The organism is Paenibacillus sp. FSL H8-0548 (assembly GCF_038630985.1).
Lineage (GTDB): Bacteria > Bacillota > Bacilli > Paenibacillales > Paenibacillaceae > Pristimantibacillus.
Genome location: NZ_CP152049.1, coordinates 6,924,779 through 6,950,322 on the forward strand (window position 1 = coordinate 6,924,779; position 25,544 = coordinate 6,950,322).

24 protein-coding genes are annotated in these 25,544 nt (G+C 45.3%); all 24 read right to left on the bottom strand.

The genetic code is table 11. The features are described from left to right. Window positions 1-89 precede the first annotated feature (89 nt). The 24 genes from MHI37_RS29180 to glyA all read right to left on the bottom strand — a co-directional run bounded on the left by MHI37_RS29180 (window position 90) and on the right by glyA (window position 25,522). The gene (locus tag MHI37_RS29180; protein ID WP_076335490.1) at window positions 90-1,220 is read right to left on the bottom strand and encodes an endospore germination permease; all 1,131 of its coding nucleotides are present in this window, start codon (window positions 1,218-1,220) and stop codon (window positions 90-92) included. A 5-nt stretch (window positions 1,221-1,225) separates the two neighbouring features. Continuing rightward, window positions 1,226-1,468, bottom strand: coding sequence for a hypothetical protein (locus MHI37_RS29185; protein ID WP_076335491.1), 243 nt, complete (start codon window positions 1,466-1,468; stop codon window positions 1,226-1,228). 10 nt (window positions 1,469-1,478) lie between these two features. Continuing rightward, window positions 1,479-2,735 carry a Ger(x)C family spore germination protein gene (locus MHI37_RS29190; protein WP_076335492.1) on the bottom strand — a complete coding sequence of 419 codons (1,257 nt, stop codon included), beginning with the start codon at window positions 2,733-2,735 and terminating at the stop codon, window positions 1,479-1,481. Then, window positions 2,732-4,345 carry a spore germination protein gene (locus tag MHI37_RS29195; protein WP_076335493.1) on the bottom strand — a complete coding sequence of 538 codons (1,614 nt, stop codon included), beginning with the start codon at window positions 4,343-4,345 and terminating at the stop codon, window positions 2,732-2,734. The genes MHI37_RS29190 and MHI37_RS29195 overlap by 4 nt, the downstream gene beginning before the upstream one ends. A 184-nt stretch (window positions 4,346-4,529) precedes the next feature. Continuing rightward, window positions 4,530-6,752 (bottom strand): methyl-accepting chemotaxis protein, encoded by a 2,223-nt coding sequence (locus MHI37_RS29200; protein ID WP_076335494.1) that lies wholly within the window; start codon window positions 6,750-6,752, stop codon window positions 4,530-4,532. A gap of 236 nt (window positions 6,753-6,988) precedes the next feature. Then, window positions 6,989-7,387, bottom strand: a complete 399-nt coding sequence (locus MHI37_RS29205) for a F0F1 ATP synthase subunit epsilon (RefSeq protein WP_076335495.1) — start codon at window positions 7,385-7,387, stop codon at window positions 6,989-6,991. Between the two features lie 24 nt (window positions 7,388-7,411). Beyond that, on the bottom strand, window positions 7,412-8,815 hold the full coding sequence (gene atpD, locus MHI37_RS29210; protein ID WP_076335496.1) for a F0F1 ATP synthase subunit beta: 1,404 nt from the start codon (window positions 8,813-8,815) through the stop codon (window positions 7,412-7,414). Between the two features lie 77 nt (window positions 8,816-8,892). Further along, window positions 8,893-9,753, bottom strand: a complete 861-nt coding sequence (gene atpG, locus MHI37_RS29215; RefSeq protein ID WP_076335497.1) for an ATP synthase F1 subunit gamma — start codon at window positions 9,751-9,753, stop codon at window positions 8,893-8,895. Window positions 9,754-9,909: 156 nt separating this feature from the next. Beyond that, entirely contained in the window at window positions 9,910-11,424 is a 1,515-nt protein-coding gene (gene atpA / locus MHI37_RS29220; RefSeq protein ID WP_076335498.1) for a F0F1 ATP synthase subunit alpha, read from the bottom strand. 25 nt (window positions 11,425-11,449) lie between these two features. Further along, window positions 11,450-11,989: a F0F1 ATP synthase subunit delta gene (locus MHI37_RS29225; protein ID WP_076335499.1), complete on the bottom strand. Its 540-nt coding sequence runs from the start codon at window positions 11,987-11,989 to the stop codon at window positions 11,450-11,452. Next, the gene (atpF, locus tag MHI37_RS29230; RefSeq protein WP_076335500.1) at window positions 11,986-12,468 is read right to left on the bottom strand and encodes a F0F1 ATP synthase subunit B; all 483 of its coding nucleotides are present in this window, start codon (window positions 12,466-12,468) and stop codon (window positions 11,986-11,988) included. Before atpF ends, MHI37_RS29225 begins: the two co-directional genes overlap by 4 nt. Window positions 12,469-12,560: 92 nt before the next feature. Beyond that, the gene (gene atpE, locus MHI37_RS29235) at window positions 12,561-12,773 is read right to left on the bottom strand and encodes a F0F1 ATP synthase subunit C (RefSeq protein ID WP_028608302.1); all 213 of its coding nucleotides are present in this window, start codon (window positions 12,771-12,773) and stop codon (window positions 12,561-12,563) included. A gap of 110 nt (window positions 12,774-12,883) precedes the next feature. After that, the gene (atpB, locus tag MHI37_RS29240; protein ID WP_076335501.1) at window positions 12,884-13,648 is read right to left on the bottom strand and encodes a F0F1 ATP synthase subunit A; all 765 of its coding nucleotides are present in this window, start codon (window positions 13,646-13,648) and stop codon (window positions 12,884-12,886) included. A 9-nt stretch (window positions 13,649-13,657) separates the two neighbouring features. Then, window positions 13,658-14,044, bottom strand: a complete 387-nt coding sequence (locus MHI37_RS29245) for an ATP synthase subunit I (protein ID WP_076335502.1) — start codon at window positions 14,042-14,044, stop codon at window positions 13,658-13,660. Then, window positions 14,034-14,270 (bottom strand): AtpZ/AtpI family protein, encoded by a 237-nt coding sequence (locus tag MHI37_RS29250; RefSeq protein WP_076335503.1) that lies wholly within the window; start codon window positions 14,268-14,270, stop codon window positions 14,034-14,036. Before MHI37_RS29250 ends, MHI37_RS29245 begins: the two co-directional genes overlap by 11 nt. 190 nt (window positions 14,271-14,460) lie before the next feature. Further along, complete coding sequence (gene wecB / locus MHI37_RS29255; protein ID WP_076335504.1) at window positions 14,461-15,609, bottom strand: UDP-N-acetylglucosamine 2-epimerase (non-hydrolyzing); 1,149 nt, start codon at window positions 15,607-15,609, stop codon at window positions 14,461-14,463. 38 nt (window positions 15,610-15,647) lie between these two features. After that, window positions 15,648-16,277 carry a uracil phosphoribosyltransferase gene (upp, locus tag MHI37_RS29260; protein ID WP_076335505.1) on the bottom strand — a complete coding sequence of 210 codons (630 nt, stop codon included), beginning with the start codon at window positions 16,275-16,277 and terminating at the stop codon, window positions 15,648-15,650. 160 nt (window positions 16,278-16,437) lie between these two features. Further along, entirely contained in the window at window positions 16,438-17,487 is a 1,050-nt protein-coding gene (locus MHI37_RS29265; protein WP_144023614.1) for a hypothetical protein, read from the bottom strand. 423 nt (window positions 17,488-17,910) lie between these two features. Further along, on the bottom strand, window positions 17,911-18,873 hold the full coding sequence (locus MHI37_RS29270) for an oligopeptide/dipeptide ABC transporter ATP-binding protein (RefSeq protein ID WP_076335507.1): 963 nt from the start codon (window positions 18,871-18,873) through the stop codon (window positions 17,911-17,913). Next, window positions 18,870-19,868, bottom strand: coding sequence for an ABC transporter ATP-binding protein (locus MHI37_RS29275; protein ID WP_076335508.1), 999 nt, complete (start codon window positions 19,866-19,868; stop codon window positions 18,870-18,872). Before MHI37_RS29275 ends, MHI37_RS29270 begins: the two co-directional genes overlap by 4 nt. A gap of 13 nt (window positions 19,869-19,881) precedes the next feature. Further along, window positions 19,882-20,805: an ABC transporter permease gene (locus MHI37_RS29280; RefSeq protein ID WP_076335509.1), complete on the bottom strand. Its 924-nt coding sequence runs from the start codon at window positions 20,803-20,805 to the stop codon at window positions 19,882-19,884. Beyond that, window positions 20,802-21,737: an ABC transporter permease gene (locus MHI37_RS29285; protein WP_076335510.1), complete on the bottom strand. Its 936-nt coding sequence runs from the start codon at window positions 21,735-21,737 to the stop codon at window positions 20,802-20,804. Before MHI37_RS29285 ends, MHI37_RS29280 begins: the two co-directional genes overlap by 4 nt. Before the next feature lie 132 nt (window positions 21,738-21,869). Continuing rightward, complete coding sequence (locus MHI37_RS29290) at window positions 21,870-23,540, bottom strand: peptide ABC transporter substrate-binding protein (RefSeq protein ID WP_076335511.1); 1,671 nt, start codon at window positions 23,538-23,540, stop codon at window positions 21,870-21,872. Between the two features lie 734 nt (window positions 23,541-24,274). Further along, window positions 24,275-25,522: a serine hydroxymethyltransferase gene (gene glyA, locus MHI37_RS29295; RefSeq protein WP_076335512.1), complete on the bottom strand. Its 1,248-nt coding sequence runs from the start codon at window positions 25,520-25,522 to the stop codon at window positions 24,275-24,277. Window positions 25,523-25,544 lie beyond the last annotated feature (22 nt).

Genomic DNA, 25,544 nt, shown 5'->3' on the forward strand with positions numbered 1-25,544 from the left:
AATTGAATAGGTACGGACCGTTGCCGCTTGGTCAATTTTCCTCACAATTATAACAAATGCTTCCACTTACGTCTATGATGGAGTTACGCTCAAGTACTTCCGTCTCCCGTATCCTTTTTCCCTCGTATCATCGCAATGAGAAGAAGCAGCATAGGAAAAACGAAGCCGTGCAGCAAACTATATATCGTCCATGCCCCTATAGCAAACTCCTGGGCCTGGGCAGCGTTTCGATATACTAACAACGAAAGCGGCACAATGATGAACGAATAGGGAATGACCAATGGGCGATAGGTGGAAAGCTTGAGCAGTTGACCCGTAATTAAACTAAGCACGTACACACAAAGCACGAGCTTAATAAAGACGGTTGCGACCCATACCATCGCCACCAATATTTCAATCCGCACCACTATTTCTTCAATATTAATATTTTTCGCCATATCATATATAGCAAACGGACTTCTGCTGGCATCAGAAACACCCATAACCCCTACCAGAAATGCCGCAAGGAGCGTACTTACAAAAGTAATCATAACAACAGAAAGCTTAAGCGCCTTTCTCAGCTTCTTGCGATCCTCCTGCCTGACTTGCGGTAACAGCAGCGTAATAAAGACAAACTCACCGATCGGGAACCCTAATACCGGATAAATGCCTTTGATGGGGCGCACCAATCCATCATAAAGAAAAGGCTCAAAGTTATGAAAATCAAATTGATTAAACAATGCAAATAAAAGGATCGTAATGACAAATGTGCACCAGCCAAAAAGAATCTCTCCAGTTCTAGCGATCGTCTCAATGCCTAGTAAGGCGCCATAAATAACAACAATCATAAACGTAACATCAATAAACCATTCCGGTGTCTGCGGCAGCACAGAAAGGTTCATAAAATCAGAAATGTTGCGCAGAACAAGCGCACTTGTCAACAGGAAAAACAAACAATACAGAAAAGTCAGCACCTTCCCGCCCCACACCCCAACTACCTTCCCAACGTAATGAGCCGGAGACATATTGGGAAAACGGTCAGCAAGAGCCAGATAGATCATTAAGACGAAATAATTAACAGGCCCAACAAGCAGCATCGATATCCATGCGTCCTGCTTGGCGATCAACGTTACAGTCGTTGGCAATATAAGAGCTGAGCTGCCTAATGCAAACAAAAATAATAGCTTTGCACATTGCCCCGATGTAATTTCTGCGTTGTTCATACCTGCATATTTGCTCATCTCCGCTATGCTCCCCCCTCTATCCAGAAAAGTATTGGCTTATATACTGGTGATAAAATCGTCGTAATCCAATCTACAGGGTTTGGAATCGGAAAGCGCATCAGCTCTGCTAATATCAACACAGTTCCTAATGCTAAAATAACCATCGCCCAGCCACGCTCACGGTAACGTTTTTTTTTACCATTGCGCATCCATATTATTGTGCCTATCGCAATGGCAAACAATAAGACAAGAAAGACCGACACCATGACCGCTCACTCATTTCACAATAGATTCACTCCGCCCACCTGAGCCCGTAATCACGGTGCTGCAGCTGACCTCACTTTTTACTTTTGGGAACACAGCTTGCCAGTCCGATTCTATCCTTTTCCATATTGTCGGCTGTTGCAAATAGGTCTCTCTTCCCCAGCCAATCGCATCCGAGCGCATGCCGGTTTGAATCCTCCTGATGGCACTCTCAATCTCTTCCTCCACTGCTTTACTCATTAGATTTCCTATTTCAACCAACACACTTTCCTCCGAGACCTCAAGGCCGGGACACATAATTTCTTGAACCCCGCCAACAAGACGTACCTTCACTTCGACAATTGGCATATCATTCAATCCGCGTTTAACCTTTAGCTCGGTCGATGATTCATGGACCTCGACGATCAGCTTTCCCTCTGAGCCTGGGCAGGCAAGCTTAACGACCGTGCTCTTCACTTTATCATGGAGCCAGGATAAACCTCTTGATTCCTTTGGACTCAAATAACCTATTAATTTCCCTTCACGAAATACCGCCATCGTCGATAAGACAGGAATAGCGCCCGCAGGGATATTATTCACATTCTCAATGGAATGCATCTCCCCTTTATCACCCTCTATGCGCATGGTGGGGAGAACTGCTTGCTGTTGCCCTCTCCCCATCAGCTTCGTTATGTCTTTGACTAAAACAGCGTAGCTTGTGGCGTAGGACGTTTGATTTACTTCTATCATTTCGTGCATTTGATTTATCGGTATAGGCTCCATTTGGGTCGTCAGCTGGAGCAGATCCGACGCCGTACTGTCTCTCGCAATAACAACTGAAATATCAGTACGAATATCGGGGTTCCGTTCAATTAAATCAACTAGGGAATAGATGTCTTTTTTCGCCATTTTATCGCTAATAACGAGCATCTGAGTGTGAGAAAAAAATAGTCGTCTAGATGTTTTTGTCGTCATTTTGCGGATGGCTTCAAACAATGTATCTCCACTTTCCGAAAAGGTTGTTACAGATGTCCCCCCACTTCCGCCCTTGCTTTCTGCCGCCACGTTTTGAGGCAATACGACTTGAACCGTCAATTTCAGCTTTTGCTTTTCCTTCGGGTCCACATCCACACCTAAAGCCAATACGACCCCAAGCTTGTCTAAATAGCGCAAGTCCCAACAACCGCTTAATACTAACAGCATGCTGATTGTCCAAAGAAGCATCAGCCTGCGGAATATCCCCCTAACTACGATTATTCGTTTAAACTGATGAATGCTGCTTCGGATCATTGCTGCGGCTCCTTCCTCGGCTCCATTACAAGGTCCTGCCTAACTTCATTTCCATCAGCCAGCTTCTGCGGACGCTCACGCATCTTCCACAGCGGCGCTCGCAACAGCGTATCCTTCATATCCTTTATAAACATAGGTCCAAACGGCTTGAAATAGGGCATGCCAAAGGACCTTAAATTACTCAAATGCAGCAGAAGCACGAGCACAACTAATGCGATCCCGTAAAACCCGAGTGTCGAAGCAGCCAGCAGCAGCAGAAAGCGAAGGAGCCTGGCTGCGATGCCTAGACTGTAGTTAGGTGAGACAAAGCTTGCAATAGCTGTAAAAGAGACGACGATAACAACCGCTGGAGAAACGATGCCTGCCTCTACGACCGATTGTCCAATGACTAACCCGCCAACAATTGAGATCGTGTTGCCAGCAGCACTCGGCATTCGCACGACAGCCTCACGCAATATTTCAAATACCAGTTCCATAACAAAAGCTTCCAAGTAAGCAGGAAAAGGTACACCCTCCCGCTGTGCGGCGAGCTTCAGCAGCAGCTGCGTCGGTATCATTTCATGATGATAGCCTACAATCGCAACATAGACAGACGGCATGAGCAGCGCGATGATGAAGGAAACAAACCGAAGCATCCGAATGAAGGTCGCAATATCAAATCGTTGATAGTAATCCTCGGATGCTTGAAAAAACATATTTAATGTCGTTGGTATAATGAGCACAAAAGGTGTTCCGTCAACGAGAATGGCAATTCTGCCTTCAAGCAAATTTCCAGCTGCAGTATCCGGCCGTTCAATACTTTTAATCGTCGGAAAAGGCGACCATAATTGATCGGAGATTAGCTCCTCGATATATCCCGATTCCAAAATTCCGTCTATTTTTATCCCTTCCAAGCGTTCTCTTAAATCCTTTAGTACATTTTCATCAGCGAGGCCCTTCACATACATAATGCAGACCGAGGTTTGCGATACTTCCCCAATCGTCCATTGCTCCATCCATAGCTTGGGGCTTCTAATCTTTCTGCGCAGCATCGTTGTATTTACTCGGAGAGTTTCCGTGAAGCCCTCTCTCGGACCTCGAATAGCCATCTCTGACTTGGGCTCTTCAATGCCTCGTTTTTCCCCGCCAATTACGTTTGCACCTATCGCCTTATCGACACCATCGATCATAACGATGCTGAAGCCCTTGAATAGCTTTTGAAACAACTCCTTCCAATCGCAAATATCGGTAACAATACCTGTCGAGAGCTGACTGCTCTTCATACTATCAAGCAGTGCACCTGCCTGGATGCTCTCATCCTGTGGGAATCTATTTCTTAGCAGCGGAAGAATAATAAATTCATTCAGCTTCTCATCATCCACCATGCCCTGCACATAAACAATGAGTACCTTCGTTCGTTTGGCATCGGTTAGAAGCAGCTCACGAAAAATAATATCCTGACTCTCTCCAAGCTCTTGCTTGATCAACGCCATATTCTGCTCTAGTGAAGAAAAGAGAGGTTTTTCCGCAAATGGGTCCAGCTGCTCTTGTTCATGTCGCTCCGCTTCGGGTGAGCTCTTCTCGGTTTTCTTACCTGCCCGGCCTAAGCCTTGCCCCATTGTTCCAAACATCTGCCTCTCTCCTTCCTTCTTCTTTGCAGTAGATATGGTTAGGATAACTCTTCCATGGCATAATTATGTATAGCGCACCAAGCAAATAGCTCATCAAATGTGAAACTTGTACTTTCATATATTTTAAAAAAAGAGCCGCAGTCGCCGAATATATTCGGTGACTGCGGCTCTAGCTTCTTATAAACTAACGAATTCGCGAATCGGTAAGCTTAAATTGACCCACCAGCTGCTGCAGCAGCGTTGTAATCGACTCCACGCTTTGCGAGGTTTGACGGACGTTCGTCATTTCACCAATAAGCTCCCGCACATTGCCTTCTACATCGGAGGATGCCCTTCGATTCTCTCTGCTGACTAGAGCGATTTTCTCCATAAGCTGCACGACCTCATCAACAACCTGTGATTTGCGAAGATCCTCCGCATGCGCAACCGCAAGCGTATTCGCCGCTGCTGCGACAAGCTGATTCCCTTCCTCAACCACACGCGATCCTTCATCCATTGAAGCATAAGCTTGCTTCGCTTCATCATAGATTTGACGAGTAATGTCATGAACCTCTTCTGTAGACTTTTTGGTCATATCAGCAAGCTTGCGAATTTCTGCTGCTACAACTGCAAAACCTCTGCCCTGTTCCCCAACTCTCGCAGCCTCTATCGAAGCGTTTAGCGCAAGCAAATGAGTTTGTGATGAGATTTCTTCGATCACTTGAAGTACGCCACGAATATCCTGCACTGTATTCATAAATTTATGAATCGTGTCATTGCTCTCGCCTACTTTAGCAGATATGTGATGCATTTTGTCACCGATTCGATCGACCTCATTTTTTGCGGCTGCTATTTGGTCGTTTGCCTGTTCTTCCAGCTCTTTGAGCGTCGTCCTCATGTCCCCTGCAGCATCCTTAGCCATATCAATATCCTTCAGCTGCAGCCTAATGCTTCCAATCATATCGGTAACTTTGCCGCTAACCCGTTCTGTAGAGGCTGAAGTAACTTCTGCTGACTCATTAAGCGCAAGCTGGCTGGCTAATACATCTGCTGAAGCGAGCTTTACCTGCAGCATAATCCCCTCCAATGAATCAATCATATTATTGATCCATTTCGCCAGCTCCTTCGATTCATCATTATCAAATTCGCCAAGTGTGAGCCGCTGAGTTAAATCTCCTTTCCCCTCTGCATTTATACGAATAAAGCTATTAATTTTGCGTAAATGAGATACTACTCTCGTTGATTCTCTTTTTTGAAAGACTCCGCTATAAATTAGACCAAATAACAAATTGAAAGCACCTGCTGTAACCGCTGTTACCCAAATAGGTACACCAGTTGAAATAAACAAAATCAGCAGAGCAGTCAATACGCTCAGACTGACGATTGAAGCAAGCTGCAGCTTTCGCTGTCTCCAGCCAATGCTCCGGATGCGATAAACCTCCTCAAAATCCCCTTCGCACATCATGCCCCATTTATCAGGACAATGTGGGAGCTGAAGAGTGACTCCTTTACCGATCACCGAAATATGCCGATAATCAGAATATCCGGGAAACTGCACAAATAGATTGCTTCCATTTTGAATCGTACTAGCTACACCGGGATGAAGACCGCCTGTCGCAGGGTCCGTGAACATGATTTCAAGCTCCGTATGCTCCTCGATGGATACAACTCCATAATCGGTGGTCACTCCATCCTTCAAGTTCTCTCCATGTGTAAACGTTCTGTCCTCAAAACGGCTGCGAGACAGGGCAGTTCCCGGCTCTATATGTGTATTTAAACCAGCTTTAGCCATAAACAAGTAGTTATCGCCCGAATCCGGATATACATGGCCTGATTCACGCTGTATTAGATCACCCAACACATCGTTAGGTACTCGTCCACACAACGTACCGACAAAGCTTCCGTTTATAGAAAGCGGCAGCATGAATAATAGTGTCATTTGATCATGGAAAGAAGATGAGCGAGCACCTAGATCTAACGTAATAGCGTCACGATAAGGTCCGTACAGGCATTTACGCAAGCTATTAGCTTCCTGTGTGTAGGCAAGCCCCCGATCCAGACTGCTGCTTGCTCCATAGGTCGTTCCAATATGGGCATCGTACGTCGAGCATGTCACTTTCTGCATTGAATCTAGAAAAAAAAGTTCCGTAAAATCAATAGCACGCGCATAGGCTCTATGGAATAAACGCTCAATATCCAGCTTTGCCGTTGATGCTGAAACATCCGCTCCTTGTGTCAGAACCGTGGTCATCTGTTCACTTAGTCTATCCAAATGTCCCCAATAATCTGATGCCCATGAGGTTAGCAGCTCTTTTCGTGTCTCTGCAATCCCCTCAAAGCTATGCTCGACATCTACCTTCAGCTCTTTGTTCAGATGCCATGATACCCAGAGCGGAAATCCTACTTTCGCACCTAGCCAGTCAAACATACGACTCTCCCCCTGCTTGCTCAGTCATTCTTATGTTAAATATACTAACATATATTATATAAGAAATCATTCATAATATAAGGGATATTGTCAAAATTACTGATATTTTATGAATATATGACATGATCAGCTATTAAAAAGCGAACATTAGAGATAACCTGACATTGTTTTATGCAATATGAAAAAAAAGAACCGTTGACGCTTTTGACGGCGTAAACGGTTCTTTTGGCTTATTCTTATTTTTGCCTAGTATGCAGACGATTCATCGCGCGCTGCAAAGCGAGCTCTGCACGGCGGAAATCAGTCTGGTCTTGCTTTGCATTAAGACGCTGCTGAGCACGCTGCTTAGCGGCTTCAGCACGCTCGATGTTAATATCAGTTGCAAGCTCTGCGCTCTCAGCAAGAATAACAATCTTATCCTTGCGAACTTCGATAAAGCCTCCATTTACTGCAATAACATCAATTTTATTATCGCGTTTAATGATAACAGGAGCGATACGAAGCGGTGTTACGAGCGGAATATGATTGGGATAAATACCAAGTTCACCTTCGGCGCCTGTCACACTTACCATATTCGCTGTCTCTGCATACACCTTACGCTCAGGTGTTACGATTTCTACCAAAATAGAACTCATGTGGATTCCTCCCGCCCTTCGCTATTACAGCGTTTTGGCTTTCTCCACGGCTTCTTCAATCACACCAACATATCGGAAGGATTCTTCCGGAAGGTCGTCATGTTTGCCCTCGAGAATTTCTTTAAAGCTGCGAACGGATTCTGCTACAGGTACATATTTACCTTTGATACCTGTAAACGGCTCAGCAACATGGAATGGTTGAGATAGGAAAAGTTGAATTTTACGTGCGCGAGACACGGTCAATTTATCTTCTTCACTTAACTCATCCATACCAAGAATTGCGATAATATCTTGAAGCTCTTTGTAGCGTTGAAGAATTTTCTTAACGCCTTGAGCTACATTGTAATGCTCTTCGCCCAATATAGCAGGGCTAAGAATCCGAGAAGAAGATGCGAGTGGATCTACCGCAGGGAAGATACCCATTTCGGAGATTTTACGCTCCAAGTTTGTTGTCGCATCCAAGTGGGCAAACGTCGTAGCAGGAGCCGGATCCGTATAGTCATCGGCAGGTACATAGATCGCTTGGATCGAAGTAACTGAACCATTTTTCGTAGACGTGATACGCTCTTGCAATTGACCCATTTCAGTTGCCAGCGTTGGCTGGTAACCTACCGCGGAAGGCATACGGCCTAGAAGGGCCGAAACCTCGGAGCCTGCTTGCGTGAAGCGGAAGATATTATCTACGAACAATAGAACGTCTTTGCCTTCTACGTCGCGGAAATATTCAGCCATTGTAAGACCTGTCAAAGCAACACGTTGACGTGCACCTGGAGGCTCATTCATTTGTCCGAATACCATTGCTGTTTTGCTTAGTACGCCCGAGTCTTTCATCTCGTGGTAAAGGTCATTACCTTCACGCGTACGCTCACCAACACCTGCGAATACGGAAATACCGCCGTGTTCTTGTGCGATGTTATTAATAAGCTCTTGAATCGTAACCGTTTTACCTACACCCGCACCGCCGAAGAGGCCGATTTTACCACCCTTTGAGTAAGGTGCGAGAAGATCGATTACTTTAATGCCTGTCTCAAGAATTTCCGCTTGCGTGGACAATTCATCAAAAGCAGGTGCTTCGCGGTGAATCGGAAGGTTAATTGCCGATGTTACATCGCCAGCTTCATCGATTGGTTGACCTAGAACGTTAAATACACGGCCAAGTGTTGGAGCTCCAACCGGAATAGTAATTGGTGCGCCTGTATCTACAGCGATCATACCGCGTACAAGACCGTCTGTCGTGCTCATAGCTACGGCACGTACCTTATTGTCACCGAGATGAACAGCTACTTCAAGCGTCAAGTTAATGTCAATGCCGCCTGCTTCGCCCTTTTGCTCGATAACGACTGCGTTCAAAATTTGCGGCAATTGGCCGCGTTCGAACTCTAAGTCTACGACCGGACCCATGACGGATACAACATGTCCTTTTTTCATGGTTTTCCCTCCTGGTTCCCTCTTGTTACTGCATACCGGTCAGCTCATCGCAAGCGCCTGGTCCTTGCAGCCATATATTAAGATTGGGCATTCGCCCCTGCAACGATTTCAGAAATTTCCTGCGTAATCGCTGCTTGACGCGCTCTGTTGTAAGTGAGCGTCAATTGACCGATAATTTTTGTTGCATTTTTTGTTGCGCTTCCCATGGCAGTCATACGTGCCCCGAACTCACTTGCTTTACCATCAAGGACTGCGCTATATATGAGCGTTTCCGCATATTTAGGCAGCAGCACTTCAAGTACGCCCTCAGGAGATGGCTCGTATTCGTACGCTACAACAGAAGCACTATCGCCAACTTCTTCAAGCGGCAATAAGCGTAATTCCGTCGGAACTTGAGTAATCGCATTTACGAACTCGTTATAATACAAGTAAAGCTCATCATAAGCGCCTTCCGAGAACATCTTAACCGCTGAATATGCGACTGACTTAATATCAGCAAACGTTGGAGCATCCGGCAAGCCGGTCACTTCTTCAACGATTGGCATATTGCGGCGGCGGAAATAATCGCGGCCCTTGCGTCCGATTACGAACAACACGTAATCATCGGTTGATTTATGCTTTTCACGAATCGTTTGTGTTACTTTACGAAGAATATTCGCGTTGTAGCCGCCCGCTAGTCCACGATCGGAGGTGATCACGAGATAACCCGTTTTCTTCACCGGACGCGTCTCCAGCATCGGGTGCTTCACATCCTTCGTACCGGCTGCGATGCTTGCTACAACTTCCTTCAGCTTCTCAGCATATGGACGTGCTGCTTGCGCGGCTTCCTGAGCTTTTCTGAGGCGGGAAGCGGCAACCATCTCCATTGCTTTCGTAATCTGCTTCGTGTTTTGTTTACTCTTGATTTCGCGTTTAATATCGCGCATACCTTTTGCCATTTGGTTTCACCCGCCTTTGTTGCTTTGGACCTGCTCCAAAGCCTGGTGTTGGTGGAGTAAGCAGCCAAAGCCCGGACATGATGAACGGGCTTAGCGCTATAGTTCACGGCAATGCTCTAGCCCCGCTGCTCAAGCAGCGGAGGCTGATCATGCTTATTACGCCGTTACAGCAAAGCTTTTCTTAAATGTATTGATGGCATCAACGAGAGCCTTCTCATTGTCTGAAGTAATGTCCTTTGTATCACGAATCGATTGACCGATTTCAGGGCTGTTCGATTCCAAATACGCATGAAACTCTTTCTCGAAACGAAGGATATCATCAACTGGAATTTCATCCAAGTGACCTTTTACAGCAGAGTAGATTGAAATAACTTGCTTCTCAACCGGCATCGGCTGGTTAACGTCTTGTTTAAGGATTTCCATTGTACGAGCACCGCGGTTAAGACGGGCAAGCGTTGATTTATCAAGGTCAGAACCGAATTGCGAGAACGCTTGAAGCTCACGGTAAGCCGCAAGATCTAGACGAAGCGTACCAGCTACCTTCTTCATCGCTTTAATTTGAGCTGAACCACCTACACGGGATACAGAGATACCAACGTTAACCGCTGGACGCTGACCAGAGTAGAATAGATCCGCTTCAAGGAAGATTTGTCCATCTGTGATCGAAATAACATTCGTAGGAATGTAAGCCGAAACGTCAGATGCTTGTGTCTCAATGAATGGCAAAGCCGTCATTGAACCGCCGCCTCTAGCATCGCTCAGTTTAGCAGCGCGCTCAAGCAAACGGGAGTGAAGGTAGAACACGTCACCTGGGTATGCTTCACGACCCGGTGGACGGCGAAGCAAGAGTGAAAGCTCACGGTATGCTGCTGCTTGTTTGGACAAGTCATCATAGATTACGAGCACATGCTCGCCTTTATACATGAAATACTCGCCCATTGTGCAGCCCGCGTAAGGAGCTAGGAATAGCAATGGCGCTGGCTCGGAAGCACCAGCAGTAACCACGATTGTATATTCAAGCGCACCGTGACGACGAAGTGTTTCTACTACGTTGGCAACAGTGGATTGTTTTTGACCAACAGCAACATAAATACATTTAACGCCATTGCCTTTTTGGTTAATAATCGCATCAATAGCAATCGCTGTTTTACCCGTTTGACGGTCACCGATAATAAGCTCACGTTGTCCGCGGCCTACTGGAACCATCGCATCGATTGCTTTAATTCCCGTTTGCATAGGCTCATGAACCGATTTACGGTCGATAACGCCTGGTGCTGGAGATTCAATCGCACGGAATTGAGTGGTATTGATTGGTCCTTTGCCGTCAAGCGGCTGACCAAGCGGGTTTACTACGCGGCCAAGAAGCTCATCGCCGACAGGCACTTCCATAATGCGGCCTGTACGTTTTACTTGATCGCCTTCACGAATATCCGTGTATGGTCCAAGGATAACGACACCAACGTTGCTTTCTTCAAGGTTCAAAGCCATACCGACAACACCGTTGGAGAATTCGAGCAATTCGCCCTGCATCGCATTTTCCAAACCGTGTACGCGGGCGATACCGTCACCGACATTGATTACGGTGCCGACGTCCACGACTTGAATTTCGGATTTATATTGTTCGATCTGTTGTTTAATCAGCGTGCTGATTTCATCAGGTCTGATACTCAATTCGTTCACCCCTATCTACAATGCATTAGATTTTAAACGATTTTTGCAAACGTTCCAGCTTACCTGACAAGCTGCCGTCATATAGACGATCACCGATGCGTACTTGTACGCCGCCGAGCAAGCTAGGCTCAACCACTTGCTGTGCAATAATAGTTTTTCCAGTCACTTGTCCAAACTGTACAGCTACAGCAGCAAGCTCTTCATCCGTCAAAGCTTTTGCGGCATAAACGGTCGCATGTGCCTGTCCGAGCGAATCTCCTGCTACCTTTGTATAGGCTGCATATAAATCAGCAATGACATTTTGACGTCCACGAGTGATAAGAATTTCAATTGTATTAAGAACAAGAACAGACACTTGATCGCCAAATGCTGTTTTAAGAACGGCAATCTTGCTTGCAGGATCAATGCTAGGAAGAGAAAGGAAACTTTCTATTTCCGGATCCTTCTCAAGAATTTGTACGATCAGCTTGAGCTGATCCTCAACTCCTGACACAATTTGTTGCTTCTCAGCCAGCTCGAACAACGCTTTTGCGTAGCGCTTCGCTACGACCGTATCGCGGCTCATTTGTTTCCAACTTCTTTCAGGTATTGACCAACCAACTGCTCCTGAGATTTCTCATCGACTTGCTTCTCCATAATTTTCGAAGCGATTTTCACGGAAATGCCGCCAACCTCTGTACGAAGTGCTGCAATTGCTTTGTTCTTTTCGCTTTCGATATCTTTGAGCGCGTCGTCTTTCAGGCGGGTTGCTTCCGATTTCGCTGTTTGAACGATATCTTCCGCTTGCTTCGAGCTCGTTGTTCTGGATTGCTCAATTATTGCATAAGCTTCTTTGCGAGCTTGTTCTAGAGCTGCCTTCTGCTCTAACATTGCTTGCTCAGCCTGCTTGCGGGTCGAATCCGCTGTGTTCATTTGATCGAGTATCAGCTGTCTACGCTTCTCCATCACAGCAAACAACGGTCCAAACGCCAATTTATTCAAACCCCAGTATAAAATAAGAAATGCTAGGATCGTTATCACGGTCGATGTCCATACAAAGTCCAAAGCTGCCACTCCTTCCTTGTCCTAATCTAACTTTTAATCAAAACAAAGGCGAAGAGGGCTAGGCCTTCCCCGCCAATCATTTATGCTGCCTATTAGCTAAAGAACGCTAGGAAACCGATAACTACGCCGATAATAGGTACAACTTCGACGATACCAGCGCCGATAAACATTGTTGTTTGAAGTGCCGCTTTTTGTTCTGGCTGACGAGCGATACCTTCAACTGTTTTACTTACGATCATACCGTTACCAATACCTGCTCCGATCGCGCCCAAACCTACTGCAATAGCTGCTGCCAATACTTCCATTTTAAAAATCCTCCTCAGAATTGAATGTTTTTTGGGTATTATCTATTCGATCCAGCTCCAATCATCGACTTGTTATTACTGCCGAATTGGAGATAAAGCGTAACCTGAGTTTAATGCGCTTCTTCTTCATCATGTACAGTCGCCTGTGAGATGTAAACCATCGTAAGAACCGTAAACAAGAAGGCTTGAATTGCACCAATAAATATACTAAAGCCTTGCCATGCAACCATGAACGGGATACCAACCCAACCCAGCATCAGTATGGTGCTGATTAGAACCTCGCCCGCATATATGTTTGCAAATAGACGAAGAGCAAGCGTAACCGGCTTTGCAACTGTTTCAATTAGGTTGACTGGAAAGAAAACCGGATATGGATGGAAATAATGTTTCAGATAATGCTTTTTGTTCAGTTTCAGTCCAAGGAAATGAACCAATACGAATACGATTAATGCTAAGCCCGATGTTACCGACAAATCCGCTGTTGGTGATTTCCACCATGCAACGTGAGCCGCACCGTGATGTGAATCAAGATACTCTTGCGTAATGCCTATCGCAGGCATGGCCTCGTGCACGTCCGTAGTAATAAGCAAAGGCAAACCTAACAGGTTAGATATAAAGATGAACATGATGAGTGTTAACCCTAAAGCTAGGTAATGCTTTACTTTTTGGACCGGCATTGAGCTTGCAATGGTAGAATGCATGAAATCTATAGCCCATTCCATGAAGTTCTGCATCTTAGTGGGGTTGTCCACCGATAAGTTGCGTACAGACAATCGAGCAACACCCAATGTTATAATCACAGAAACGAGAATCGCAATAATCGCAGCAAGATCGAATCGCATCCCACTCCACTCTAATATGGGAAATGCATGCATATAACTATTTCACCCCTTTCCGTTATTATTTTCTTTCAAATTGTGAATAAGTGCCACCACTAAAATCACAAACGGCATGACCATGCTGCCTAATAATGCGGCTGGCATATTTAGAGTCTCTGGATAACGATAAGCAATCATCGCTACCAGTAGAACCGTCGCAATTCGATTGCCAAAGCCAAGGCCTCGCTTCTTGGAGCTTTCTCCCGTTGCATATTGTGCGATCATGCTCACTCTGCGCTTTAATAATAACGCATTCATAGAACTTGCCGCCAACCCCAAAAGGAGACCGAGAGACACCGTGCGCCATTCTGGAAGGAACGCCCAAACGATCAAGCAGACCACCATCATGTAGACAAGCACACGCACTGCTGTCTTCATTATTTTATCGTCCATCAGCTTCCCCCATAACCTTCTTAACAAGCAGAATGGCTGAGATCAGACCGACAGCCAGACCGACCAGGATGCCACCTAGCATCCATCCCTTCTCTTCTCCAAAACGGCTTCCTAGAGAAGATCCGATCCAATAGCCTAAAAAGATACATATCGCGACTTGCACGCCAAGTGCGCCCACTAGTCCGGCAGCATAAAGCGGATTGTCTCTTCTGTCCTTTTTATTCATGGCTCTTACCCCTGTCAATCCTCATTTATTTTATCCAAGCAACAACAGGTTTGTCAATTGAATTAAGTGCAAACTTTTGCTGAATAGATTGCCCAAAACCCTTGATACATAAGGTGTTACGACTCTCAAAAACCGTACAGTACTACTGTACGCTGTACATTCGGCTGTTGGGCTAGTGCTCCAAGCTAATCTATGAACGTTGTGTGAACGTATCCGGACGTTCCTTCCGCTTGCCAAAATGATGTAAAATAGCGTCAACAATACGTTCTGACGCTTTGCCGTCACCATATGGATTTGCTGCTTGGCTCATTCGGCTGTATAGCTGTGAATCAGTCAATAGAGCGTGAGCGCGGTTGTATACCGTCTCTTCATCCGTACCGACCAGTTCAAGGGTTCCAGCCTCTATTCCCTCCGGGCGCTCTGTCGTATCACGAAGCACTAAAGTCGGAACGCCAAATGAAGGAGCTTCTTCCTGCAAACCGCCAGAGTCTGTCATAATCATGTAAGCATGCGGATAGAAGTTGTGGAATTCGAATACATCCAGCGGATCAATCAGGCGGATGCGAGGATGATCGCCCAAAATTTCATTTGCCGGTTCTCTCACAGCTGGATTAGGATGTACTGCGTACACGATGGCTACGTCCTCATGCTCATCTGCAATTCGTTTTATCGCCCGAAATATGTTCCGATGCGGCTCGCCGAGAGCTTCCCTGCGATGGGCAGTCATGAGAATCATCCGTTTCCCTTTCGCCCAGTCAATGACTGGGTGTGAGAACGATTCGTCCACCGTGTATTGAAACACGTCAGTAGCCGTATTGCCAGTCACATAAATGGTGGAATCCGACTTATTCTCTTTACGCAAATTGCCTGCCGACCATTCTGTCGGTGCAAAATGCACATCAGAGAGTACGCCGGCAAGCTGCCGATTCATTTCCTCTGGGTAAGGCGAAAGCTTGTTCCATGTACGAAGACCCGCTTCCACGTGACCTACCTGTATTTGCTTTAAGAACGCTGCATAGCTAGCTAGAAAGGTGGTCTGCGTATCGCCGTGTACAAGCACGATATCAGGCTTCGCTTGCGTTAGCACAGGATCAAGCCCTTCGAGAACACGTACCGTTGTCTCCGTTAGCGTCTGACGCTCCTTCATAACATTCAAATCGTAGTTGGGATGTATTTCAAAAAAATCTAGAACCTGATCCAGCATCTGACGATGCTGTGCCGTTACACAAACGATCGATTCGATCTCATCCTCACGCTTCTGAAGTTCAAGTACAAGCGGTGCCATTTTGACTGCCTCCGGTCGCGTACCGAAAATAGTCATTACCTTTAGTTTAGACAAAAGCTTCCACTCCTATTATAATTTGATCCGGCTTGGCGTTAATTTGTTCCAAACATACGGTCTCCAGCATCGCCAAGGCCTGGCACGATGTAGCCTTTTTCGTCCAAACGCTCATCCAACGCTGCAATATAAATATCAACATCCGGATGTGCTTCCTGTACAGCCTTCACGCCTTCTGGCGCAGCAATTAGACACATTAATTTAATTTGATCGCATTGATGATTCTTCAATGAGTTGATCGCAGCGATCGCTGATCCGCCAGTTGCAAGCATAGGATCAATGACAATGAGCAGCCGGTTCGGAGCATCCGTCGGCAAATTAATATAATATTCCTTCGGTTGAAGCGTCTCGTGATCACGGGCAAGTCCAATGTGGCCTACCTTAGCAGAGGGGATCAGCTTCAATATACCGTCAACCATACCTAGACCGGCGCGCAAAATAGGCACAAGCCCGAGCATTCTTCCAGAGACGACTTTTGCATCCGTCTCAGCGACAGGCGTTTGTACCTTAATCGTATCAAGCGGTATTTCTCTCGTAATTTCGTAAGACATAAGTGTAGCGACTTCATCAACCAATTCCCGAAAATCTTTTGTATTCGTTTCTTTATTCCGAATAAAAGTCAGCTTATGCTGAATTAACGGATGGTCGCAAATGATTAATTTGCTCATGGAGCGGTATTCCTCCCGTTTGTTGTTGTAGGCTGTGACACAATCCCGTATATTATAGCATTGTAAACTAGCCGTTGCATCTTGTCTTTTAAGGATATAGCCAAATAAAGGCCGAGGACTCTAATATAGGAAGCATGCGCCTCTGCATGGTTTCCAATTATTAGCTGCTGCAGCCCCCGCCGCAGGATGATCCCCCGCTATCGCCTCCACTGCTGCAAGACGAGTCTCCGCCAGATCCGTCTCCCGAATGGTCGCTTCCATCATCAGAGGACCCACTGCAAACATATGTAGAATCCCCGCTTCCGTTCGCTTTGCGCTGCTCCTCGTTTTGCACCTGATTCATCTGCTGAATAAAGCCATCGGGATCTGATATCGAATAATAAATCAGCATACCTGTTAGCATGCCCGTTCCGCCAAGGACGGGATCATAACCATTACTGCGGCTGTCCCTGCTTTTATCCGGGTTACGCTGTGACTTGGAGCGCGTAATTAAGTATTCCACCGTTGCGTTTAAATCAGTATAATGTGCAGATGTTTTTGTATTAAACCACTGCAGCCGCAATGTTTCCCCGCTAAACTCCGCAAGCTCGCTTAGCTTCTGAGCTGACATGCGGGTACGATAAAATGCCCCCCATATTCTGCCGCTGGCGGGTGTCTGCTTGAACAGCTCACCGTACAGCCAATCAAATAAGGCGCGCTCTCCTTCCTCCGGATGTGAACCAGGCGCATGAGGCGCGTGATGGATCATTTCACCACAAAAACTTAAGCAAAACTGCTCATATTCCCTTGTAAACATAAGCATCTCATGCCACACTGCATCTACCTGTCTGCTATACATCGGAACGCTGCGCATAATACTGCACATAAGGAAATAACGTTTAAGCTCAAACCACGTCCAGTCCCATTCCTTATCTGAAATTCGTGGAAATTCCTTCAACACCCGATCTTTGACCCGACTTTCAAAAGATTCGCTAAGCGAGGCTTCTAAGCGCTCGGCTGCCGTTCTTGCCGGATGTCCGTAAGGAACACCTAGCGCAGATGGCGGATTTTCATTTGGCCAAGGAGCAAATGCATTCGTCCTTCCAAATGATCCTCTGCCTGCCCTATACGAGTGTTTATTGCCAGTTCTCCGATTCGATTTAATAATTGCGTTTACTGCCATAAAAACAACTGCAACAATGATCAAAACTACAATTAATTGAACCATCATGCCCTCCTAAGCGATCTTGTCGTAACCACATTTTAGCATATAAGCATCCATCTGGGCTCAAAATACAGCCTTCATGGAGCAAAATTATCATTTGTATTATGCAGTTATCCACATGTACTCACATTTTATCCACATACTTATGCACAATCCACAAGCCATTTATAATAAGTTAAATTTAGAAATTACGTTTTAGGCGCTGCGCGAGTAGATCATTCTTACGATCGCGGTTGCAGCCAGATTTTTTGATTTCCTAAAACATTTAAAGGTAAAAATCTGGCTGCAAAGGCGAACACTTCGTTTCTCCAGAACGATCTTCTCGCTTCGCTTAAACTTCATTTCTAAAGTTCAACTTATATATTAATAATAACAAAAAGAGGAGCAGGGAAAATCCCTGCTCCATTTTTTTATATCCTGCTATACAGACTATACAGACGCATAATGACAAGCGGCAAAATGTCCTTTTCTTATCTCCAGCAGAGCTGGTTCATCGACCTTGCACTTGTTAGTGGCAATGGGACAGCGCGTGTGGAATTGACAGCCGGTTGGCGGATTAATGGGACTAGGCAAATCCCCTGTCAATACAATTCGCTCACGATTAGCCTCTACTTCAGGGTCCGGAATTGGAATTGCCGACAGCAGCGCTCTAGTATATGGATGCGCCGGCTTATCATAAAGCTCGCTGCTTTCTGCCAGCTCTACGATTTTCCCCAGATACATAACCGCAACTCGGTCACTGATATGCTTAACCATCGACAAGTCATGCGCGATAAACAAGTAGGTTAATCCTAACTTGCGCTGCAAATCCTGCAGCAGGTTCACAACCTGCGCTTGAATGGACACATCGAGCGCCGAGATCGGCTCGTCCGCAATGATAAAGCGCGGATCTACAGCAAGCGCGCGTGCGATGCCAATACGCTGCCGCTGACCGCCTGAGAACTCATGCGGATAACGCGTAGCGTGATCGGGATTAAGGCCAACAACATCGAGCAGCCCTTCAACACGGTGCTTACGTTCCTTCTTGCTGGACACCAGCTTATGAATATCCAGCGCTTCGCCTATGATATCCATAACGGTCATACGCGGATTAAGCGATGCATACGGATCTTGAAATATCATCTGCATATCACGGCGCAGCGCCTTAAGCTTAGAGCCCTGCAGCTTATAAATATCTTGCCCGTCGAAGGTAACCCCTCCGCTAGTCGGCTCATAAAGACGCATAATGGTACGCCCAGCAGTTGACTTGCCGCAGCCGGATTCACCGACTACTCCAACGGTTTCACCTTTTTGAATGGAGAAGGTTATATCATTAACAGCTTGGAGCGTTTGTCCGCCGCCTAAATTAAAAAACTTGCGCAAATGATTGATTTCGATTAATGGAGCACTCATACGGACACCTCCCGTTTAGCATAAGGATGTGCGAGCCAGCATGCCGAGGCATGTGATTCATTGCCGTCTACAGGGAGCAGTTCAGGATCATTATCCACACATACTCTCATTGCCTCATCACAACGAGCACAGAAGCTGCAGCCTACTGGCGGCTTGATCAGATCCGGCGGCATCCCGTAAATTGGCACGAGAGGCTCATCCTTTCTCTGATCAAGACGAGGCAGGGAACGAAGCAATCCCCTTGTATACGGATGCTTAGGATTTTTGAAAATTTCCCATTTGGTTCCCGTTTCGACCACCTTGCCGGCATACATAACAATGACACGATCACACATATCCGCTACGACGCCTAAGTCATGTGTAATAAGAATAATAGAAGTGCCTAGCTTGTGCTGCAAATCCTTCATCACTCGCATAATTTGCGCTTGAATCGTTACATCGAGCGCCGTGGTCGGTTCATCCGCAATGAGCAGCGATGGATTACACGCAAGCGCAATCGCGATCATTGCACGCTGGCGCATGCCTCCAGAAAATTGATGGGGATATTGATTTACTCTTGATGAAGCATTTGGAATTCCGACTAGATCAAGCATCTCAATGGCGCGTGCGGTCGCTTTGGCTCCGCTTAACCCTTGATGCTTAATCAAACCTTCTGTAATTTGACGCCCAATGGTCAGCGTTGGATTCAGCGAGGTCATCGGATCCTGGAAGATCATCCCCATCTCTTTGCCGCGAATATCTTCCATTTCTTTATTGGACAGCTTCAAAATGTCTTTGTCTTTGAACCTAATGGAGCCGCTCGTTTCCGCTGGAGGGGATGGAATCAAACGCATGAGCGATTGTGCTGTAACGCTCTTGCCGCAGCCCGATTCTCCAACGATAGCAACAGCTTCTCCTTTATTTACGTGAAAATTAACGCCGCGCACCGCTTTGACTACACCGCCGCGCACTTTGAAATTAACACGAAGGTTATTGACTTCAAGTAACTTCTCCATCATAGACCACCTCCTACTTTTTCATTTTCGGATCAAGCGCATCTCTCAGACCATCCCCAAAAATATTAAAGCAAAGCATCGTAATACTAATAACTGCTGCCGGGAAGATCATTCTCCATGGATAAAGCGTCCATGCTTTAATGGCATCGTTAATCATCGTTCCAAGCGAGGCCGCCGGCGATTGCACACCTAAGCCAAGGAAGCTGAGGAATGCCTCAGCGAAGATAGCGCTAGGTACAGTGAGCGTTAGCGTTACGATAATAGGGCCCATCGCATTCGGAATCAGATGTCGGAATAGAATACGCGCGGTACCTGCGCCCAGCGCTTGTGCAGCCATAACGTATTCCTGGTTTTTAAGCTGCATAATTTGACCTCTTACAATCCAAGCCATACTAACCCACCCAGTTATACTAAGCGCAAGCACGATCGTAAACATGCTGGGCTCTAAAATAACGATTAAAAGAATAATAATAAGCATGCTTGGAATCGAGTATATAATTTCACAAAAACGGTTCAGAATTTCATCAACGCGTCCTCCGAAATAACCCATAATTCCGCCAATAATAACACCTAACACCAAATCGGCAAGGGCTGCATATATGCCAACCTGCAAGGAAATCCCTGCGCCCATCCAAGTTCTAGAGAAAAGATCTCGTCCAAGATCATCCGTACCAAACCAATAGGTGCTGTTTGGGCCAAGGTTTTTTTCCTTCAAATGATTCGTTTGATAATCTTGCTCGGTAATCATTGGACCAAAGGCAGCCATCAGGGCGACGATGACCAGAATAATTAAGCTTATCATCGCTATTTTATTCGTACGGAGCCTGAACCAGGCGTCCTTCCATGCCGATATGCTCTCACGAACGACTACTTCCGTATGCTTCTCGTCTTTGTTCAGCTTGGCAAAATCATCAGGTGTAAAGGTATTTTCCTTCATCCTTTCCCCCCTCCTCTTGTCAGCTTAATACGCGGATCAACAAAGCCGTAGGCAACGTCAGTCAAGAATCGCGCAGCCATCAATATAATTCCATAAAATAAAGTAAGCCCCATTATGAGCGTATAGTCACGGTTAGTTATACTTTGTACAAAGTATTTACCGATACCACCAATACCGAAAATTTGCTCAACAACTACGGACCCTGTAATGATATTCGCAGTCATTGGCCCAATATAGGTGACCACCGGCAATATGGCATTGCGAAGAGCATGACGAACCAATATAATCCGACCACTCAAGCCTTTGGAACGAGCCGTCTTAATATAGTCAGCTGACAATACCTCCAGCATGGTCGAGCGGGTTAGACGCGCAATAAATGCCGCTGGAAGAAAAGAGAGAGCAAGTACAGGCATAATAAAATCAGTAGGATCGTTAAGGCCTGAAACACTTAGCCATTGCAGTTTGCTTCCAAAAATGTATTGCAAAATAGATGCTGCGAGAAAATTGGGAATAGAAACCCCTAATACGGCAATAAAAATCGTCGCGCTATCCAGCCACTTACGATGATTAAGCGCAGCAATAATTCCCAGAATTAGACCCATTGCCAGCGAAACGAAAACAGCAAAAAGGCCAATTTGTGCTGAATAAATAAAGCTTTCCTTGATAATACGGGTAACAGACATATATTGCTGCTTCATCGACATGCCTAAATCGCCATGAAGCAAATTGTTCAAATACATTAAGTATTGCTTCCACATCGGTTGATCAAGACCATACATCGCAAAGAGGTGCTCTCTAATCTTCTCGGGAATCGCTTTCTCCCTAACGAAGGGATCACCTGGAATAATTTTCATAAGAAAGAAGGTAGCCGATGCCAAAACAAACAACGAAACGAACATGGACAGAAACTTCTTGAATATATATTTTATCAACGCAATGGACACCTCCTTACAGAATATAAACAAGAAGAAATGCACAAAAACAGGAGTCAGAATTTATCAACAAGAAAGGGATATATACGGATTACCCGCATATATCCCCACCTTCAAATAGTCGAAGGGTGACTATTCCGCTTCGTAATAACCTCTTGTATAGTCAATGTCGCCTTTGTAGTCCGTAGTGATATTTTTGAATCCAGGCTTAAGCATGTACACGTTGCTGTAATAGTAAATCGGCATGATCGGCATATAATCCATAAGGATTTTTTCTGCTTCTGTCATTGCTGCAATACGTTCAGCTTGATCTCCGCTTTTGTTTGCTTTTGCGATCAAAGCATCGTACTCAGGTGAAGCAAAACCAGTATTGTTCTGGCCTCCGCCTGTGACAAACATATCCAAGTAAGTCATTGGATCATTGTAGTCAGCTCCCCAGCCTGCGCGGGAAATCTGGTAGTTCATTGCCGTACGGTTTTTTAACAAAACAGCAAATTCTTGATTTTCAATACCTACCTCGATACCGAGGTTTTGACGCCACATTTCTACGATTGCCTCAGCAATTTTCTTGTGCCCGTCGCTTGTATTGAAGGTCAAAGTAACCTTAGGGAACTTAGCTAGTCCAAGCTCAGCCAAACCCTCAGCAAGCAAAGTTTTTGCTTCGTCAACGTTCTCTGTGAAGAAATCATCCTTCACTTCTGTACGATAATCCTCTTTTTGACCGATAATACCTGGTGGTACAAATCCGAAGGAAGGCACTTCGCCAGCCATCGTCACGCTCTCAACAATTGCTTGACGATCAATCGCCATCGAAAGGGCTCTACGAACCTTTACGTTGTTAAAAGGAACTTCTTCTGTATTAAATTGGTAGTAGTATGAGCTTGCAATACCTTTAGTCACGATCTCATCTGGTTTCGATTCCTTAAGAACAGGAATTTGCTCAGCTGGAATTTCACCTGTTGGTTTACCTGTGTAATCAAGCTTGCCAGTCTCGTAGTTCGCAAGCTCTGTAGCCGAATCACTTAGCATCGAAAATTCTATGCTAGTAAATTTCACTTGGTCTTTCTCATAATAATATTCGTTTGGAGTGAGCTTAATGGATGTATTGTGCTGCCATGCACTCATTTTGAACGGACCATTACCGATAATAGTCGCTGCGTCAGCAGCCCAAGCTTCATTATCCTTCACCGATTGGTGAACAGGATTATAGACATAGAAAGAAGTTAGGCTCAAGAAATAAGGAGTAGGTGAATTCAGCTTAACCTCAAGCGTTTTTTCATCCAATGCCTTAATGCCTACCGCATCTGCATTCGTTGTTTTTCCTTCGTTGTAATCTTGTGCTCCAACGATGTAATAAAATTGGTATGCGTAAGTTGAGCCTGTAGCAGGATCAAGCGCACGTTTCCAAGAGTATTCGAAGTCATTAGCCGTAACGGGATCACCATTGCTCCACTTTGCATCATCACGAATTGTGAAGGTATACGTCATTCCATCCTCTGACTTTACAAAGCTTTCTGCTGTAGCCGGAACAGATTCACCATTTTCATTTTTGCGAGTCAAGCCTTCATAAATCCCTGTTGCAAGCGTACCAGAAACATTGTCTTCCATCAGTGCAGGATCCAGTGTTGAAGGCTCTGAATGGATATTCAAACGGAATGCTTTCGTTTCCGATTTACCCTCAGAAGTTTCATTATTCGCCGCACCGTTGTTGCCAGTCTCATTTTTCGGAGTACAACCTACCGCAACCATAGCAAGAATGAGTAATGCAGCAACAAAAGTAAAAGCAGACTTTCTTGTTCTCATTAAAATCCCCCGCTTCCTCTCTATTCGATTCAATAGGGGTCTATCCTCCCATTTAACCTTAGAGAATTATTATTATTAATTTTTTCACTATACATCTATGTTAATTATTTATCAATGGTATGTAAACTGTAAATTATTGTTTTATATCGCTTTAAACCGTTACACTTCACCACTTCAACGCGTTTATTCGATTAATTAATTTTACACTTCAACGCTTTCAAGCGTTTATTCATGTTATTTATTCATTATTCATAAACCACAAAATTCCAAATACATTAACTTACATTTATAGATTGAATTCTCATAATTTATATCCCTATTTTACAGATCTAAATTTCGCGATTTTTTTATTAATCCAAATCGATAAACCTATTATTTATAACGATAATCTACTATTTATACACGAATTTCTATCTTTTGAATCAACATGTAAAATTACAATATTTCACTATTGAATACCCCCTCTTTATCTTTTTACCAAGGTGAAACGGTCATCTCCATCCTTGGACGACGACAGCTGGTTTCATTCCCAGAAATATAGAGAAAGTATGGCGAAATGATATACTTTCCTATATTTTCAAAAAAGGTTATTGTGCCTTTCAGGCAAATTTATTGCCTCCGCTTGTAACGCTATTATTTTATAACGCTAATTGTTTTATGCACGGAAAAACAAAAAAACCCATTCGACAACTAGTTGTCGAATGGGTTTCCAAATCAATTTAATTAGCTATGAATTAGTAAGTCATGCCTGGATACAGTGGATATTGAGCAGTAAGGTCACGCACCATGCCGCGAGCCTTCGTCAAAACCTCTTGATCCTGTGGACTGTTTAGTACAAGAGCGATCACTTCTGCAATAACTTTCATTGCGTTCTCTTCCATGCCACGAGCTGTTGCTGCCGGCGTACCGATACGAATACCGGAGGTTACAAACGGGCTTGTAGGATCAAATGGAATCGCATTTTTGTTAACAGTAATACCAACCTCATCAAGAACATGCTCAGCAACCTTGCCTGTAATGTTCAGACTGCGCGTATCGAGCAGCATCAAGTGATTGTCTGTTCCACCGGATACGATGTTGAAGCCTTTAGCAACAAGCTCCTCAGAAAGCACTTTAGCATTTTTGACTACTTGTGTCGCATATTGCTTGAATTCCGGTTTAAGCGCTTCTCCGAAAGCAACGGCTTTTGCTGCGATAATATGCATCAAAGGGCCGCCTTGTGAGCCAGGGAATACCGCTTTGTCGATCGCCGCTGCCCAAGGCTGACGGCAAAGAATCATACCGCCGCGTGGTCCGCGAAGCGTTTTGTGAGTTGTAGTCGTTACGAAGTGTGCATGCGGTACTGGGCTTGGGTGAAGACCCGCAGCTACCAAACCAGCGATATGAGCCATATCAACCATGAACAATGCGCCTACGTCATTCGCAATTTTGCCAAGCGTTTCGAAATCGATTGTACGCGGATATGCACTTGCACCAGCAACAATCAGACGAGGACGGTGTTTGAATGCAAGTTTGCGAACCTCTTCATAATCAATCGTGAAGGAATCCTCCTGCACGCCGTAGGCTACGAAATTATAAAGCAAGCCAGAAGCGTTAACCGGGCTGCCGTGCGTCAAGTGACCGCCATGCGCCAGGTTCATACCGAGCACAGTGTCACCAGGCTTCAAGGCTGCAAGGTAAACCGCCATATTCGCTTGTGCGCCGGAGTGCGGTTGTACGTTTGCATGCTCAGCTCCGAACAGCTCTTTCGCACGATTGCGAGCGATATCCTCTACGATATCAACATGCTCACAGCCGCCGTAGAAACGTTTGCTTGGGTAACCCTCTGCATATTTGTTCGTAAGCACACTTCCCATTGCTTCCAATACAGCTTCGCTAACGATGTTCTCAGATGCGATAAGCTCGATGTTATCGCGTTGACGTCCTAGCTCAAGTCCTAGCGCTTTTAGTACCTCAGGGTCCTGCTTACGTAAATTTTCCATCTGAATATTCCTCCTCATAGTT

Coding starts and splice junctions, on each gene's coding strand:
- MHI37_RS29180 (WP_076335490.1), bottom strand. CDS start 1,220: ATGAGCAAATATGCAGGTATGAACAACGCAGAAATTACATCGGGGCAA.
- MHI37_RS29185 (WP_076335491.1), bottom strand. CDS start 1,468: ATGGTGTCGGTCTTTCTTGTCTTATTGTTTGCCATTGCGATAGGCACA.
- MHI37_RS29190 (WP_076335492.1), bottom strand. CDS start 2,735: ATGATCCGAAGCAGCATTCATCAGTTTAAACGAATAATCGTAGTTAGG.
- MHI37_RS29195 (WP_076335493.1), bottom strand. CDS start 4,345: ATGTTTGGAACAATGGGGCAAGGCTTAGGCCGGGCAGGTAAGAAAACC.
- MHI37_RS29200 (WP_076335494.1), bottom strand. CDS start 6,752: ATGTTTGACTGGCTAGGTGCGAAAGTAGGATTTCCGCTCTGGGTATCA.
- MHI37_RS29205 (WP_076335495.1), bottom strand. CDS start 7,387: ATGAGTTCTATTTTGGTAGAAATCGTAACACCTGAGCGTAAGGTGTAT.
- atpD (WP_076335496.1), bottom strand. CDS start 8,815: ATGAAAAAAGGACATGTTGTATCCGTCATGGGTCCGGTCGTAGACTTA.
- atpG (WP_076335497.1), bottom strand. CDS start 9,753: ATGGCAAAAGGTATGCGCGATATTAAACGCGAAATCAAGAGTAAACAA.
- MHI37_RS29225 (WP_076335499.1), bottom strand. CDS start 11,989: ATGAGCCGCGATACGGTCGTAGCGAAGCGCTACGCAAAAGCGTTGTTC.
- atpE (WP_028608302.1), bottom strand. CDS start 12,773: ATGGAAGTATTGGCAGCAGCTATTGCAGTAGGTTTGGGCGCGATCGGA.
- atpB (WP_076335501.1), bottom strand. CDS start 13,648: ATGCATGCATTTCCCATATTAGAGTGGAGTGGGATGCGATTCGATCTT.
- MHI37_RS29245 (WP_076335502.1), bottom strand. CDS start 14,044: ATGGACGATAAAATAATGAAGACAGCAGTGCGTGTGCTTGTCTACATG.
- MHI37_RS29250 (WP_076335503.1), bottom strand. CDS start 14,270: ATGAATAAAAAGGACAGAAGAGACAATCCGCTTTATGCTGCCGGACTA.
- upp (WP_076335505.1), bottom strand. CDS start 16,277: ATGAGCAAATTAATCATTTGCGACCATCCGTTAATTCAGCATAAGCTG.
- MHI37_RS29265 (WP_144023614.1), bottom strand. CDS start 17,487: ATGATGGTTCAATTAATTGTAGTTTTGATCATTGTTGCAGTTGTTTTT.
- MHI37_RS29270 (WP_076335507.1), bottom strand. CDS start 18,873: ATGAGTGCTCCATTAATCGAAATCAATCATTTGCGCAAGTTTTTTAAT.
- MHI37_RS29275 (WP_076335508.1), bottom strand. CDS start 19,868: ATGGAGAAGTTACTTGAAGTCAATAACCTTCGTGTTAATTTCAAAGTG.
- MHI37_RS29280 (WP_076335509.1), bottom strand. CDS start 20,805: ATGAAGGAAAATACCTTTACACCTGATGATTTTGCCAAGCTGAACAAA.
- MHI37_RS29290 (WP_076335511.1), bottom strand. CDS start 23,540: ATGAGAACAAGAAAGTCTGCTTTTACTTTTGTTGCTGCATTACTCATT.
- glyA (WP_076335512.1), bottom strand. CDS start 25,522: ATGGAAAATTTACGTAAGCAGGACCCTGAGGTACTAAAAGCGCTAGGA.